Raw genomic sequence first — 14,760 nt, 5'->3', positions numbered from 1 at the left:
GTTACTGCGCAGTAACACGAAAAATTCTGGCCTGCCCCGGCGCCGAATTTGCGGAAAGTCCCGTAACGGCAGTTTTTGTTGCCATGTTGTGCGTGGGCGACGGATCGCCATTGGCTTTCCCGTTCTTTCGTGCGGGGTCATCCTACCACAGCTTCGCGAAATCGTTGCCGGAGCTTTCAACATCCGTATTGTCGTGAAGGGACGAGAATCGGAGACAAAACATGCCGGCCACACATGACGAAGCCTTTCTGGAACGGGCAATTGCCGCTGGAGCGGGAGAGCGCCCCGCCGATCTGGTTATAAAAAATGTCAGCCTGTTCAGCGTTGTCGACGGATCTACGGTCGAAACGGATATTGCGATCGTCGGTGACAGGATTGTCGGCACACATGGGCAGTATGAAGCCGCGGAAACCATCGACGGCAGCGGACTGACCGCCGTTCCCGGCTTCATCGACACCCATCTTCATGTGGAATCGTCTCTGGTCACACCGTTCGAGTTTGACCGCTGCGTGCTGCCGCACGGTGTCACCACCGCCATTTGTGATCCGCATGAAATCGCGAATGTGCTGGGTGCTGAAGGGATCCGCTATTTCCTGGACAGTTCGCTGGAAACGGTGATGGATCTCCGGGTCAACCTGTCATCCTGCGTTCCGGCAACGGCCTTTGAGACAGCCGGTGCCTGCCTGGAAATCGGGGACCTGCTGCCGTTCCGCGATCATCCAAGTGTAATTGGCCTTGCGGAATTCATGAATTTTCCAGGTGTGCTTGCGCGCGATCCCAAGGTGCTGGCAAAGCTTGCCGCCTTTCAGGACGGCCATATCGATGGCCATGCGCCTCTGCTTCAGGGCATCGGCCTCAATGGTTATCTGGCGGCTGGCATCCGAACCGACCATGAGGCGACCTCTGCCGAGGAGGCGCTGGAAAAGCTCGCCAAGGGCATGACGATCCTGATGCGCGAAGGGTCCGTCTCCAAGGATCTGGAAGCGCTGTCCCCGATCCTGACACCGGATGTTTCGGCCTTTGTCGCGCTGTGCACGGACGACCGCAATCCGCTCGATATCGCCGAAGAAGGGCATCTGGACAGCATGATCCGCCGCCTGATCGCGAAGGGCATCCGGCCTCTTGATGCCTACCGTGCGGCTAGCTGGTCGGCGGCCAATGCCTTCGGCCTGAAGGACAAGGGCGTGATCGCGCCGGGCAAGCGCGCAGACATCGCTCTGTTGAGCGACTTCGCCGATTGCCGCGTGGCGCAGGTGATCTGCGGCGGCGTTCAGGCGACGGACGAAGCCTTTGCAAAAAGAACCATCGTCCCGCCGGTTGGCCTCGACAGCGTGCATGTCGATGAGGTCACCGCATCAAAGTTTGACGTCCCGGCACGCAACAGCGAAGCCGACGTCATCGGCGTGGTGCCAGGCAGGATCATCACCGAACACCTGAAGCGCACCCTGCCTGTGACCGGTGGCAAGACGCTGGCCGATCTTGATCAGGATGTGCTGAAGGTCGCCGTCGTCGAGCGGCACAAGGGCACGGGCAATATCGGCCTCGGGTTCGTCAATGGTTTCGGCATGAAACAGGGCGCAATTGCCTCGTCGGTCGGCCATGACAGCCACAACATCTGCGTGGTTGGCGCGGACGAGGAAGCCATGGCGCACGCGGTCAACCGGGTGATCGCCATGAAGGGCGGATTTGCCGTTGCCGACAAGGGCGGGGTGAAGGCCGAACTCGCTCTGCCGCTGGCTGGACTGATGAGCCTTGAACCATTCGAAACGGTGAAGGAGGAGCTGGAGCGCCTGCGCGCCGCCGCCAAGGATCTCGGCTGTACGCTGGCTGAACCGTTCCTTCAGGTCGCCTTCCTGCCGTTGCCGGTCATTCCGCATCTGAAGATCACCGATTTTGGCGTCTTCGATGTCAACAAGTTCGAACTGATCGATCAGGGGAGTTGATGCGCGCCTTCAGTACTGGTGCAATCGTGCACGAAAACGTGCCCATTTTCGCACGGATCGCAACGCGAAGAACAAGATAATACCGCCGGCAACAAGCGACCAGAGCAAGATCTTGCTGTCGAGAGAGAACCTGTCCAAACTGCGGGTGGGATAGGCAATCTTCGGATTGAGCGGCAAATAAGTGACGTTCAGAGCCCCGTCTGTCTCTCGGATGAGCTCCTGAGGCTTTATCCTGAAATTGAGAGTTTCAACCGGTGCGTCCGCAGGCTTGATTTCAACGACGATTCTTTCATCTTGCCAGGCTGTGATGTTCTTTAATGTGTTCCGGCTATTGTAACGAAGATGCGTAGAACCATCGTCCCTGTCGTCGATAATGACGACAACCTTGCCGGGGGTGGTTTCGCCAAAGCCTTTTAAAAGCCAGTACTTCAATCCGCTGTCGTGGTGGAAATAAATTGTGATCGCGACAGCGCAGGCCGCAAAAAACAGGATGGCCAGGTTAAGCGCGTGGCTGTCTTCGACCGCTTCTTTCGGGTTATACAAAGGCAACACCTTTCATTCGAGCATTGCACTAGGATATGCATCTAGAAGTAGCATGACGCAATTCCTCAAGCCAAAAATCAATGGGCCTGGCTCGCTCCAGCTTTCGGAATGCGCACGTCCCCTTCCTGCCACTGACGGTCAATACGAACCTGAAGATCACCGATTTCGGCGTTTTCGAAGTCAACAAGTTCGAACTGGTGGATCAGGAACGCAGAAACAGGTCTTTGGACGATGATCCTCACTCTTGCCGTTTCCGGATACCGCTCGCTGCGCGACATCGTCTTGCCGCTTGACCGAATCACGCTGGTGACGGGTGCAAACGGCAGCGGCAAATCGAGCCTTTACCGGTCGATCCGTCTGCTGGCGGAAGTCTCGCAAGGCCAGGCGATAGCCTCGCTGGCGGCAGAAGGTGGCCTTAATTCGACGCTCTGGGCCGGCCCGGAAGCTTTCTCCCGGGCCATGAAACAGGGCGAGGTGCCCGTACAGGGGACCCTTCGCAAGGGCGTGGTCAGCCTGAAGCTCGGCTTTGCCGATGAGGACTATGGCTATGCCATTGATCTCGGTCTGCCGGCGGATGCCGGGCACTCGCTGTTTTCCATGGATCCGGAGATCAAGGCTGAGGTGTTGTGGGCGGGCGAAGCCCTGTCCCGCTCGAACGAGATCGCGGCCAGAAACGGTCCGACGGTTCGGGTTCTCAACAGTCAGGGGCAGCGTGTTCCGGTTTTCCAGAACTTGGCCCGCTTCGACAGCATGATGACCCATGCCGCCGATCCGAAGGACGGGCTGGAACTGCTTGTCATGCGCGAGCGCATGCGTGCCTGGCGTTTCTATGACCACCTGCGCACCGACAGGGAGGCCCCTGCGCGCTTTCCCAAGATCGGAACGAGGACACCGGTGCTCAGCGGAGACGGTGGAGATCTGGCCGCTGCCATTCAGACGATCCTGGAAATTGGTGACGAGCGGGCCCTGGAAGAGGCGATCGACGATGCCTTTCCCGGGGCATCCGTCCGGATTTCGGTCAATGACGGCTATTTTGAATTGCTGATGCAGCAGAAAGGCCTGTTGCGGGAGCTGCGGGCAAGCGAACTGTCAGATGGCACTCTTCGGTATCTGTTGTTGACGGCGGCGCTCCTGTCGCCGCGCCCGGCGCCTCTTGTGGTGCTGAACGAGCCGGAGACGAGCCTCCACCCGGCCTTGCTGGAGCCTCTTGCCCGTCTGATCGCGCGGGCCGCGGAAAAGACGCAGGTGATCGTCGTTTCCCATGCGGAAGAACTTGTGTCTGTTCTGTCCTCGGAAAGAGGCTGCATGCGCTATGATCTACGCAAGGAACTTGGCGAGACGGTTGTGGATGACGCTGACGCACAACGCTGGAACTGGCCAAAGAGATAAACCGTCGGTATTGCACAGCCATCGATAAGTTTTTGATTTGACGTCTCTATTGCCAATTGGCTCTGCAGTCTTATCTTAACCGGATGGTTCATCGCGCGCAAAAAAATGACGAGGTGTCGTTACGTCGCGAGTTGACGTAAACGGAAGGTTGCGTCATGTCAGGAGAGACCCAAAGAGGTAACGCCTCATTGGTGGCCGGGCCTGGAGGAGGACCATTTCGTGCTAAGGATTCAGTCCGGATCGCGAAATTGCAGGATGAGGGCCCGTCTGCGCGATGAAGCGATAAGACGCGTTGGAGAACGTAATGACGACTGCGGAGGAGTGGAGCGCGGCGTTCAAGCCCCGTCCCGTACACGAGTATCTCGAGACGACCGTTGCCCAATATGGCGCCCGTCCGGCCTGTGATTTCATGGGCAAGATGTGGACCTATGCCGAAATCGGCGCACTCGTCGACAGGACGGCGGCCGGGCTGCAGGCAATGGGCGTTGGCCCGGGTGTTCATGTGGGCCTCTGCCTGCCAAACACGCCCTATTACACCCTCTTTTACTTCGCGGTTCTGAAGATCGGCGGCACGGTCGTGAACTTCAATCCGCTCTATGTGGAGCGCGAACTGTCCTTCCAGGCACGTGATGCGGATGCGCGCATCATGGTGACCATGGATCTGAAGGTGATCTACGACAAGGTCGAGGAAGTGCGCAAGGAGCGCGCGCTCGACAAGATCATTGTCTGCCCGATGGCCTGGTGCCTACCGACGATCAAGAAAGTGCTGTTCAGCTTGTTCAAGCGCAAGGAACTGGCCGACATCCCCCATGACGATGCGCATGTCCGTTTCGAGGACTTGCAGACCAAGGGAGACTGGCCGAAGCCGGTCACGATAGATCCGGCCAACGATATTGCAGTGCTGCAGTATACGGGCGGTACCACCGGCGTTCCCAAGGGCGCCATGCTGACGCATAAAAACCTGTCCGCCAACATCGAGCAGATGCGCTGCGTTTTCGAAAAGGCACGGCCGGGCCAGGAAAAGATGTTGTGCGTGCTGCCGTTCTTCCACGTGTTCGCGATGACGGTGGCGCAAAATCTGTCGATCATCCTGGGCGCCGAGATGGTCCTGCAGCCGCGCTTTGACCTGAAGTCCCTTCTGGAAGCGGTCAAGCGCAAGAAGGTGACCCTGTTTCCGGGTGTGCCGACGATCTACACGGCCATCAACAACTCCCCCATGACCGCGAATTATGATCTGACCAGCATCAAGATCTGCCTGTCTGGCGGGGCGCCTTTGCCGGTCGAGGTGAAGGAAAGCTTTGAAAAAATCACCGGCTGTATTCTGGTGGAAGGCTATGGGCTGACGGAAACGTCACCGGTTGCCGCGGTCAACCCTCTGGACGAAAGCCGCCGGGCGGGCTCCATCGGCCGGCTGGTGCCGGGAACCAGCGCCCGGTTCGTCAGTATCGAAGACCGAGAGACCGAAGTTCCGGCGGGGGAAAAAGGCGAGTTGCTGCTGCATGGTCCGCAGGTGATGAAAGGCTACTGGAAGCGGGAAGACGCGACCGCCGAGACCATCACCCCGGACGGCTATCTTCACACCGGCGACGTCGGCTATCTGGACGAAGGCGGCTTCATCTATCTGGTTGACCGGATCAAGGACCTGATCCTGTGTTCCGGTTACAATGTCTATCCGCGTGTCATCGAGGAAGCGATCTATCAGCACGAGGCTGTCGACGAGACCATCGTCATTGCCGTGCCGGATGCCTACCGTGGCCAGAGCCCGAAAGCCTTCATCAAGCTGAAGGAAGGTCACTCGCTGACAGCGGACGACATGAAGACCTTTCTGAAAGGGCATTTGTCGGCGATCGAACTGCCACGCGCCTACGAGTTCCGCGACGAGTTGCCCAAGACCATGGTCGGCAAATTGTCGAAGAAGGAACTGGTCGAGGAGGAAGCTCAGAAGCGGGCCAAGGCGGACGCCAAGAGCGCCTGAACGTCTGGTACTGAACATCTAAAGTGTCTTCAGATAGTCCTGAAATTCCTTGCCGGGTTCCATGGGGAAGCGGGTTTCGGTGACCTCGAAGGTCTTGATGCGGTCAAGGCGGAAATTGCGGAAACCATCCCGCATTTCGCACCAGGCCGTCAGCACCCAGACACTTTCGAAGGCGGTCAACCCCAGCGGGCGGGTGAGGCGGTCACTGACACGATCCTGCAAGTCGCTATAGCTGAGCTGCACCTTGCGCCGTTTGCGAATGGCATCGCGAAGCGGTGACAGGGCGTCCTGGCCATGTGCGGAGGACGCCTTGCCGACGGCAAGAAGGGGACGATTCAGGGAACGCTCGCCCTCGGAGAGAACCGCGCCGAGCTTGCCGAGCACCCGCTCGGCCGTTTCGCTCATGGAGGCGTCACCGCGGGCCTTCACCATGCGGATGCCAAGCAGAATGACATCCAGCTCGTCCGGGTCGAACTGCATGGGCGGTAGAAAATAGCCGCGTTCAAGAAGGTAACCGACCCCACCTTCGCCGCGAATGGGGGCGCCCATCGCCTTCAACGTTGCCATGTCTCGATAAATCGTCCGTTCCGTCACGCCCAGCAACTCGGCCAGGATGGCAGCCGGAACTGCGCTCCTGCGGCTGCGCAGGGCATCCAGAATGGAAAACAGCCTGATGGTTCGCATGGGAAGTCGCTCTCCGGCCGGTTTCTGCAGGGCGCTCAGCACAAGCGCTATTGGACGATCATAAGCGCATCCCCCTGACAGAAACTGTCTCTGACCCCTTCTATAGAGCGTGCAACAGAAACGGGAAAGGACATCTCATGTTGCGCAAAGATCTGGGACCGATGAAGGTGATGGGGTTTGCCCGCTACGAAGCAAAACCAGGCGTGGGCGCGCCCGACCTGATTGCCGCCGCCCGCCGGTGGCAGAAGGAGTTCCTCAACGATCAGCCGGGCATCGCCTTCCACTGCTTCCTGGGCAATGCGGCAGGCGGATATGCCGATGCAATTCTGGCGAGGGATGAGGCCTCCTTTGCCGCTATGTCCGAAGCGCATCTGCAGGCGCCAAGCTCCAGAGCCTTCATGGAACTGCTCGACACCGACAGCATCCGCCTGTGTCTCAACCGCCTGATGATTGACCTCGAGGTGGTGCCGGACGGATTTTCCGCCATAGAATTCGGTACGTTTCGTCCCAAGGAGGATGGTGGTTTTTCAGAAGAGGTGCTGACGGCTGCTTCCAGACGGATCGAGCAGGAATATCTTGCAGCCTTTCCCGAAACCCGGGCGCATCTGATGGCGCGGGCAGGCGAGGATACATATTCGGAGATCTGCTTTGTGGAAACGGAAGGCGCTGCCCGCGAGATCTGCGCCGGCTATGTGTCGCACGCGGCGTGTGCGCCGCTGTTGAATCTGTTTGATCCTGCCAGCGTCGATCTGGATTTCTGGCACGTCCTTGCCTGATCTCGCAGGCAACCCCATCATCCGGAGGCCAAGGGGCCGTACCCTAGTTGTTGTAGCCGCGTCCGTCCGAGGCTCTGGCCAGTTTCTGGCCGCGTTTGGCCTCGCGGCGGACCGTATAGATCGAGGCAGCGATGATGACGGCGGCTCCGGCCAGCGTTTCCACACGGGGCCACTGGTGGAACACGAGAGCGCCGAAAATGGTGGCGTAGAGAAGCCGGGTGTAATCGAGTGAAGCGATGGCCGTGGCTTCTCCGGCCCTGAATGCCCGGATATTGGCCATCTGGGCGGCCCAGGAGATGATGCCGATGCAGATCAGAATCCCCCATTGTTCCAGCGTCGGAGGTTGCCACGTCATCACGGCAGGAATGACCATGATCATCCCGACCCCGAAGGCCTGGTAGGTCAGGATGGTGACCGGGGGATCTGTGCGTGTCAGCAGCCGGACAACGATCATGACCATGCCGGCACAGGCCGCACCTGCGATGGCGAGCAGCGCATAGTGGTCGACCAACCCGTCGCCATGCGGGCGCAGCATCAGGACAACCCCCAGAAAGCCGACGATGGTCGCGCCCCAGCGGTGAGGCCCAACGGTTTCTCCCAGAAACCAGATGGCGAAGATCGTCAGGAAGAATGTCTTGGAGAAGCTGATGGCCGTGGCATCGGCCAGGGGCAGTTCAATGACCGCCGTGAAGCCGCAGAGCATGGCTGTTGTGGCGAAGACGATACGGGTGATTTGCAGCCCCGGGCGCTTGGTCACCAAAGAGGTTGGCAGGCCGCTGAGGATCTTCGGAGCAACGATCGCAAGCATGACCGCCTGGCGGATCACCAGGATCTGGAACACCGACAGGTCCTTGCCCAGCAGCTTGATGAGGGTGACCATGATCGAGAACAGAAACGCAGCCAGAAGGATCCAGAGAGCCCCGACGGTGTTTGACGGCAGGTTTTCCGTCAGGCTCGTCACCTTGCGACGGAGACGGTTACCGGTCGCCTCGGGAGGCTCCGGCTGTTGTGTGGGCATGTCCATCGTGAATCCTTGCCGGAAGGCATGCGGATGCGGCGGCATGACGGGGCCGAAGCACGGGCAAGACTTGGATAAGGCTGTTTGTTGCGGTTGAAACAAGCTTAGCGTTTTTCGCGCAGAAGGAAAGAGGGCGGCTGTTTGCCTTTGCAAGCAGATGTCCTTAAAACTGCGCCGAACCGGGAGGAAATTCATGGAAAAAATCCAGACGCAGGGTGTGCATCACATCACTCTTGTGGGCGCCGACAGGCAGACGTCCATCGATTTCTGGGAAGGGCTCCTGGGAATGCCTTTCGTTTTCGAACAGCCCAATCTGGACGCCGCCGACCAGAGCCACCTTTATTTCGATCCGGGCGATGGCCGCCTCATCACGATCTTCACCAGCGAAGACCGCAAACCGGACCCGGATCCGGCGCCGCAGACCATGGGCTGCGTCCATCATCTGGCGCTTGCGGTGTCGCAGGCGACGTTCCACCAGATCGCGGAACGTCTCGACAAGCGCGGCATTTCGCACAGCGGTCCGAAGGATCGCGGCTTCATGGATTCCATCTATTTTCGGGATCCGCTCGGGCTATTGATCGAACTTGCCAGCTACCGCTTCGTGCCGCCGGAAGGTGTGGCCATGGGCGAGGTGATGCTGGAAGCCCACAAGATCCGCGTCGCACGCGGTGACTACAACATCCAGGAAGTCCACCTTGCCGATGCCATCGAGCAACTGACCCGCGACATGAGACGCAGTCTGTCGGACGACCGGAGCCCGAAGAACCCCTACAAGCGTTGAGGGCGATGGCCCGACGTCGCCACTGCCTGTCGTTCTTTTCGAGCGCTTGCAAATTCGCTTGCACGCCGATGTGAATCATGATGATGGACTGCGTCCAGAATGTGGGACCAGACGCTGGTGCCCAAGCCTGACCGCAACCTGAGTTGCGCTCTCCGGCGGGCCATGCAATGCTCGGTTAACAAGGTCGTTTGGGATTGGCCCCGGCAAGGGGCCCCAGGGTTTTTTGAATGACAATGGCTAAGAAGGGGCGTCCCCTTGCCGCTGCCGATATCATCGGCTGGCGTGAAATCGTGAGCCTTCCCGAACTGGGCGTTTTCGATATGCGGGCCAAGATCGATACTGGCGCGCGCACATCTGCGCTCCATGCCGAAGAGCAGGAAGTGTTCGAGCGCGATGGCCGGACCTGGGTACGCTTCCGTGTGCCGGCTTCGCGTCATCACAGTGATTTCCGGGCTGAAGTTCCGGTCCTGGACGAACGCAACATCAAGAATACGAGTGGTGTTCCGGAGCGGCGGATTGTCATCCGGACGTTACTTCATCTTGGAAAACATCACTGGCATGTGGACGTGTCACTGGCGGACAGATCGAACATGGGGTTCGATATGATCCTCGGCCGGACGGCAATCCGGCGGCACAATGTGCTTGTGCATGCGGGCCGGTCTTTCCTGGCGGGAAAGCCCGCTTTGGCAACAAAACACTAAGCCGCGCGTTTACGCGGCAAAGACCAATCAATCACTGAACATTCGGTGTCGCAACACCGTTCGGAACAAGGCTGAGACCGAGGGACTTGAACCAATGAAGATTGCTATGATGGCACGGAATCCCGAGCTCTATTCGCACAAGCGTCTGAAGGACGCTGCCGAAGAGCGCGGTCACGAGCTGGAAATCATCAACACGCTGCGCTGCTACATGAACATCGCCTCGCGTCGGCCGGAGATCTACTACAACGGCGAAAAGCTGACCGGCTTCGATGCGGTTATCCCGAGAATTGGCGCGTCTGTTACCTTCTACGGTCTGGCGGTGCTGCGGCAGTTCGAGATGATGGGCGTTTATCCGCTGAATGAATCCGTTGCCATCGGCCGGTCGCGTGACAAGCTGCGGTCGATGCAGTTGCTCGCCCGCGACGGCATCGGCCTGCCGGTAACGACCTTTGCCCACGATCCAAAGATGACCGAGGAAGTGCTGGCAACTGCAGGGGGTGCTCCCGTGGTGATCAAGCTGCTGGAAGGCACTCAGGGCATCGGTGTGGTTCTTGCCGATACCGAGCGCTCTGCCAAGTCGGTCATCGAGGCGTTTCGCGGTGCCAATGTGAACATTCTGGTGCAGGAATTCATCAAGGAAGCGGGCGGCACCGACATTCGCGCGCTGGTGGTTGGCGGCAAGGTGATTGCGGCCATGAAACGGACGGGCGCCGAAGGCGAATTCCGCTCCAACCTGCACCGTGGTGGCAGTGCGGCCTCCATCAAGATCTCACCCGAGGAACGCTCGACCGCCATTCGCGCGGCGAAGACCATGGGGCTGAATGTCTGCGGTGTCGACATGCTGCGGTCCAATCACGGACCGGTGGTGATGGAAGTCAATTCCTCGCCCGGGCTGGAAGGCGTTGAAAAGGCGACCGGTATTGATGTCGCCGGCAAGATCATCGACTTTATTTCCAAGAATGCCCAGGTTGGCAAAACCAAGACCAAGGGACGCGGTTGAGCACGAAAGTGAAAGTCTTCGAGATCGGCGAACACAAGATCGCGCCGGGAACCCGGCGTACGGTCGACCTTCCGGTCAGCGTGCTGTCGGACCATACGCCGGTGACGATGTCCGTGCATGTTCTGCATGGAAGCAGGCCGGGGCCCGTGATGTTCGTCAGTGCGGCGGTTCACGGCGATGAAGTTATCGGTGTGGAGATCGCGCGCCGGGTCCTGAAGGCGCCGCAGCTTGAAATCGAGGAGCTGGGAAAGTTCAAGGGCACGCTGATGGTCATCCCGATCGTCAACGCGTTCGGCTTTCTCAATCATTCGCGCTACCTGCCTGACCGGCGTGACCTCAACCGCTCGTTTCCCGGCAGCCCGCGGGGCTCGCTGGCCGGGCGGCTGGCGCAACTGTTCATGAGCGAGATCGTCAACCGGTCGGACTATGGCATCGACCTGCATTCGGCCGCCATTCACCGGACCAACCTGCCGCAGATCCGCGTTTCTCCGTCCCGGGCCGATACGCTGGCGCTTGCCAAAGCGTTCGGCGCGCCGGTGATCCTTACCTCGAAAGTGCGCGAGGGTTCACTGCGCCAGGCGGCGCAGTTGAAGGGAACCGACGTGCTGGTGTTCGAGGCAGGCGAGGGGCTGCGGTTCGACGAAATGGCGATCCGGGCCGGTGTCTCCGGCGTGCTGCGGGTGATGCGCGAACTGAAGATGCTGGGTGCCAAGGGCATCACACGGCCGAAGGCACATTCGATCCTCAGCAAGTCGAGCTACTGGGTTCGTGCGCCCGCTGGCGGTTTGCTGCGGCCGTTCAAATCGGTCGGTGATGTCGTCGAACAGGGTATGCTGCTGGGCATCACGTCGGATCCTTTCGGGGAAAAGGAACGGAACGTTCTCGCCGAGCAGGCCGGGCTCATCGTCGGCAGAACCAATCTGCCGGTGGTCAACGAAGGGGACGGGCTGTTTCACATTGCCGAGTTCAACGAACGCTATGATGCGGAGACCACCCTCGACAGCCTGGCTTCCCAACTCGAGGCCGATCCGCTGTTTGACGAGGATGAGATTATCTAGAGGCCGTCGGCTTTCAGCCTTTCTCAGGATGAGGGTGTGGGGAGGAGGCTCCGTAGGAAAGTGCCGTCCGCTGCATTGCAGTTCCAACAAGTGCTTGCCAAAAACGCTTGTGAAATGTGTCTCATTCGCCCTTGCCACGGCTCCCCCAATCACCACCTCATCCTGAGGAGGGCCTGGGGCCCGTCTAGACGGATGGGACGCAGGCACCGGATTTGCCGCCAATATCCAGGAAAGGCGAACCCCTTCAGTACCCAATGCCCGCGTGGAAAAACAATTGTATGAAGTAGAGTTGCCCAAAGCTCTGGCCACGTCGGCTTTCGGGCATTATGTTGATCAAAACCGGCGCTCCCGGCGCGTGGATGTTTCCCAAGGGAAAGTCTTCCCAAAAAAAGCAGGTCCAGATTCATGAACCAGATGGTCACTCCGAAATTCGGTGTCGGTGCCCCATTGCGCCGCAAGGAAGATGCGCCGCTCATTACAGGCAAGGGCGTCTATACAGGCGATTACATGCCGGAGGGGTGCCTGCATGGTGTCGTCGTTCGCTCCGCCATGGCGCATGCGCGCATCAGCCTGGGGAATGTGGACGAGATTCGTGAGATGGACGGGGTCCGTCTGGTGCTTACCGGAGCCGAACTCGAAGGCCGGACAATGCCTTGCCAGGCACGTCCGAAACAGATCGATGGCTCCAGTTTCAAAGCTCCCGATCAGCCGGTTTTGTGCTCCGACGAAGTACGTTACGTGGGCGATGCCATTGCCTTCATCGTGGCGGATGACGTCAACGCGGCCAAGAATGCGGCCGAGATGCTGGAAATTGATTATGACCCGCTGGATGTGGTGGTCGGGATCGAAGAGGCCCTGGCACCCGATGCGGTGAAGGTCTGGCCGGAATTCGGCACCAATGTCGCCTTTACCTATGGCCAGGGCGATCAGTCCAAGACCGACGCCGCGTTTGAAAAGGCAGACAAGGTCGTTTCCATTGATGTGGTCAACAACCGCATCGTCGCGAACTACATGGAGCTGCGCGGCTGCGTTGCCGAATTCGACCCGTCAAGCGAGCGTTTCAAGCTGACCGTCGGTACCCAGGGCGGTCATGGACTGCGCGACATTATCTGCGGCATTCTGGATCTTGAGACCGAAAAACTGCAGGTCATCACCCCGGAAGTGGGCGGCGGCTTCGGCACCAAGATGTTCTGCTACCGCGAATATCCGCTGAGCATGATCGCGGCCCGCGAACTCGGCCAGCCGGTGCGCTGGACGGGTGAGCGCATGGACCACTTCGTCACCGATGCGCATGGCCGCGACAACGTTTCCCATGCAGAGCTGGCGCTGGATGCTGACGGCCGGATCCTGGGTCTCAAGGTGCACGTCAAAGCCGCCATGGGCGCCTACCTGCATCAGTTCGGCCCGTTCATTCCTTTTGTCGGCACGTCCATGACGTCCGGCCTCTACGACATCCCGGCCGTCTTTGCGAAGGTCGAAGGCGTCTACATGCACACCGTGCCGACCGATGCCTTCCGTGGCGCTGGCCGTCCGGAAGCCGCCTATCTGATCGAGCGGCTGATCGAAAAGGCCGGTGAGGAAACCGGCTTGGGCTCCGTTGAAATCCGCAAGCGCAACTTCATCAAGCCAGAGCAACTGCCTTACACCACCCAGACCGGCCGCATGTATGATACCGGCGAGTTTTCCGGCCATCTGCAAAAGGCACTGGAAGTCGCCGATTGGGAGGGCTTCAAGGCCCGTCAGGACGAGAGCGCCGGGAACGGCAAGTACCGCGGGATCGGCATCTGTTCCTATATCGAGGCCTGCGCCTTCCCCGGCAGCGAGGAAGCCACGCTGGAGCTCAACGACGAGGGCACGCTGACACTGCTGATCGGCACGCAGACCAACGGCCAGGGCCATGCGACGGCCTACAGCCAGGTGATCGCGGAACAGTTTGGCGTCTCCATCGAGGATATCACCGTCATCCAGGGCGACACCGACCGGGTGCGCAAGGGCGGCGGCACGGGCGGTTCCCGCTCCATCCCAATTGGCCTGCCGTCCGTCCGCGATGCGGGCATCGCGCTGGTGAAGAAGGTGAAGGAACTGGCCGCCGACCAGCTGGAAGCCGGGATCGAGGATCTTGAACTCGACGGCGGCATGGTGCGTGTGGTCGGAACCGACCAGCAGGTGACGCTGGCGGAGGTTGCGGCAGGCGCAGGCGACACCCTGACGGCCCGCGAAGAGGTCAAACAGGCCGAGGCGACTTATCCGAACGGCACGCATGTGTGCGAAGTGGAAATCGATCCGGACACCGGAGACGTTGCCATCGTCAACTATGTGATCGTCGATGACTTCGGGGTCACGGTGAACCCGCTTCTTCTGGCCGGTCAGGTTCACGGCGGGGCGGCCTCCGCCCTCAGCCAGGCCTTGTGCGAACAGACGATCTACGACGAGGACGGCCAGCTTCTGACGGCGTCGCTGCTCGATTACCGCATGATCCGCGCTGCGGACCTGCCGGACATTCACTTCGAAACCCGAAACGTTCCCTCGACCACCAATGCCATGGGCATCAAGGGAGCGGGCGAGGCTGGAACCATCGGCGGCTGTGCATCGATCATGAATGCCGTTCAGAAGGCCCTGAAGGACGGGGCAGGGGTCAGCGAGATCATCGACATGCCTGCAACGCCGCTGCGAGTGTGGGAAGCCATTCAGGCAGCAAAGTAAGGAAGACTGAAAAAGGCGCCCGTTCGAGGCGCCTTTCTTCTTTCAGGCTGAAAGTTGACGCCGGTAAAGCCGGGGTCTCACGATTGTGTCTGTGGTTTCTTTTAAATAACCGTATGAATAATCTGGTTCTTGCCGCAATCTTGCTGTTCATCGGTGCGCGAGAATCGTAGATCCCTAGGAACAGGACTG

13 protein-coding genes are annotated in these 14,760 nt (G+C 59.6%); 9 read left to right on the top strand and 4 right to left on the bottom strand.

Annotated features, from left to right (window positions below; genetic code table 11):
- The first annotated feature begins 221 nt into the window (after positions 1–221).
- Positions 222–1,943 carry an adenine deaminase gene (gene ade / locus AC2A6O_RS14175; RefSeq protein ID WP_498927949.1) on the top strand — a complete coding sequence of 574 codons (1,722 nt, stop codon included), beginning with the start codon at positions 222–224 and terminating at the stop codon, positions 1,941–1,943.
- Between the two features lie 9 nt (positions 1,944–1,952).
- Here ade and AC2A6O_RS14170 read toward each other — a convergent pair whose 3' ends face one another.
- Together AC2A6O_RS14170 and AC2A6O_RS14165 are read right to left on the bottom strand one after the other, a co-directional pair.
- Entirely contained in the window at positions 1,953–2,486 is a 534-nt protein-coding gene (locus AC2A6O_RS14170) for a hypothetical protein (RefSeq protein WP_498927947.1), read from the bottom strand.
- 77 nt (positions 2,487–2,563) lie between these two features.
- Positions 2,564–2,728, bottom strand: a complete 165-nt coding sequence (locus AC2A6O_RS14165) for a hypothetical protein (RefSeq protein WP_498927945.1) — start codon at positions 2,726–2,728, stop codon at positions 2,564–2,566.
- On the opposite strand from AC2A6O_RS14165, the gene AC2A6O_RS14160 reads away from it, so the two are divergent.
- Both AC2A6O_RS14160 and AC2A6O_RS14155 read left to right on the top strand, forming a co-directional pair.
- Positions 2,718–3,875, top strand: a complete 1,158-nt coding sequence (locus AC2A6O_RS14160; RefSeq protein ID WP_148586158.1) for an AAA family ATPase — start codon at positions 2,718–2,720, stop codon at positions 3,873–3,875. The genes AC2A6O_RS14165 and AC2A6O_RS14160 overlap by 11 nt on opposite strands.
- Before the next feature lie 304 nt (positions 3,876–4,179).
- On the top strand, positions 4,180–5,850 hold the full coding sequence (locus tag AC2A6O_RS14155; protein WP_498927943.1) for a long-chain-fatty-acid--CoA ligase: 1,671 nt from the start codon (positions 4,180–4,182) through the stop codon (positions 5,848–5,850).
- A gap of 18 nt (positions 5,851–5,868) precedes the next feature.
- On the opposite strand, the gene AC2A6O_RS14150 is transcribed toward AC2A6O_RS14155, so the two are convergent.
- The gene (locus AC2A6O_RS14150; protein ID WP_498927941.1) at positions 5,869–6,534 is read right to left on the bottom strand and encodes a helix-turn-helix transcriptional regulator; all 666 of its coding nucleotides are present in this window, start codon (positions 6,532–6,534) and stop codon (positions 5,869–5,871) included.
- A gap of 137 nt (positions 6,535–6,671) precedes the next feature.
- Between AC2A6O_RS14150 and AC2A6O_RS14145 the strand changes: the two genes are divergently transcribed.
- The gene (locus AC2A6O_RS14145) at positions 6,672–7,310 is read left to right on the top strand and encodes a hypothetical protein (RefSeq protein ID WP_498927939.1); all 639 of its coding nucleotides are present in this window, start codon (positions 6,672–6,674) and stop codon (positions 7,308–7,310) included.
- A 43-nt stretch (positions 7,311–7,353) separates the two neighbouring features.
- On the opposite strand, the gene AC2A6O_RS14140 is transcribed toward AC2A6O_RS14145, so the two are convergent.
- Positions 7,354–8,328: a DMT family transporter gene (locus tag AC2A6O_RS14140; RefSeq protein WP_209001261.1), complete on the bottom strand. Its 975-nt coding sequence runs from the start codon at positions 8,326–8,328 to the stop codon at positions 7,354–7,356.
- A gap of 193 nt (positions 8,329–8,521) precedes the next feature.
- On the opposite strand from AC2A6O_RS14140, the gene AC2A6O_RS14135 reads away from it, so the two are divergent.
- From AC2A6O_RS14135 to AC2A6O_RS14115, 5 genes are all read left to right on the top strand, one after another.
- On the top strand, positions 8,522–9,109 hold the full coding sequence (locus AC2A6O_RS14135; RefSeq protein WP_498927936.1) for a VOC family protein: 588 nt from the start codon (positions 8,522–8,524) through the stop codon (positions 9,107–9,109).
- A gap of 227 nt (positions 9,110–9,336) precedes the next feature.
- Positions 9,337–9,810, top strand: coding sequence for an ATP-dependent zinc protease family protein (locus tag AC2A6O_RS14130; protein ID WP_208984212.1), 474 nt, complete (start codon positions 9,337–9,339; stop codon positions 9,808–9,810).
- A 94-nt stretch (positions 9,811–9,904) separates the two neighbouring features.
- Positions 9,905–10,810: a 30S ribosomal protein S6--L-glutamate ligase gene (rimK, locus tag AC2A6O_RS14125; RefSeq protein ID WP_148586163.1), complete on the top strand. Its 906-nt coding sequence runs from the start codon at positions 9,905–9,907 to the stop codon at positions 10,808–10,810.
- Entirely contained in the window at positions 10,807–11,868 is a 1,062-nt protein-coding gene (locus tag AC2A6O_RS14120) for a succinylglutamate desuccinylase/aspartoacylase family protein (protein ID WP_148586164.1), read from the top strand. The genes rimK and AC2A6O_RS14120 overlap by 4 nt, the downstream gene beginning before the upstream one ends.
- Positions 11,869–12,273: 405 nt before the next feature.
- Positions 12,274–14,571: a xanthine dehydrogenase family protein molybdopterin-binding subunit gene (locus tag AC2A6O_RS14115; RefSeq protein ID WP_498927934.1), complete on the top strand. Its 2,298-nt coding sequence runs from the start codon at positions 12,274–12,276 to the stop codon at positions 14,569–14,571.
- The last annotated feature ends 189 nt before the right edge of the window (positions 14,572–14,760 follow it).

The sequence above is a fragment of the Labrenzia sp. ATLA3 genome (assembly GCF_057180185.1).
Note: the sequence above shows the minus strand (reverse complement) of the source record. Positions and strands in the feature narration are given on the sequence as shown.

What these genes read in the sequence shown, in the direction of transcription:
- ade (WP_498927949.1), top strand. Translation starts at nt 222, where the DNA reads ATGCCGGCCACACATGACGAAGCCTTTCTGGAACGGGCAATTGCCGCT.
- AC2A6O_RS14160 (WP_148586158.1), top strand. Translation starts at nt 2,718, where the DNA reads ATGATCCTCACTCTTGCCGTTTCCGGATACCGCTCGCTGCGCGACATC.
- AC2A6O_RS14155 (WP_498927943.1), top strand. Translation starts at nt 4,180, where the DNA reads ATGACGACTGCGGAGGAGTGGAGCGCGGCGTTCAAGCCCCGTCCCGTA.
- AC2A6O_RS14150 (WP_498927941.1), bottom strand. Translation starts at nt 6,534, where the DNA reads ATGCGAACCATCAGGCTGTTTTCCATTCTGGATGCCCTGCGCAGCCGC.
- AC2A6O_RS14145 (WP_498927939.1), top strand. Translation starts at nt 6,672, where the DNA reads ATGTTGCGCAAAGATCTGGGACCGATGAAGGTGATGGGGTTTGCCCGC.
- AC2A6O_RS14140 (WP_209001261.1), bottom strand. Translation starts at nt 8,328, where the DNA reads ATGCCCACACAACAGCCGGAGCCTCCCGAGGCGACCGGTAACCGTCTC.
- AC2A6O_RS14135 (WP_498927936.1), top strand. Translation starts at nt 8,522, where the DNA reads ATGGAAAAAATCCAGACGCAGGGTGTGCATCACATCACTCTTGTGGGC.
- AC2A6O_RS14130 (WP_208984212.1), top strand. Translation starts at nt 9,337, where the DNA reads ATGACAATGGCTAAGAAGGGGCGTCCCCTTGCCGCTGCCGATATCATC.
- rimK (WP_148586163.1), top strand. Translation starts at nt 9,905, where the DNA reads ATGAAGATTGCTATGATGGCACGGAATCCCGAGCTCTATTCGCACAAG.
- AC2A6O_RS14115 (WP_498927934.1), top strand. Translation starts at nt 12,274, where the DNA reads ATGAACCAGATGGTCACTCCGAAATTCGGTGTCGGTGCCCCATTGCGC.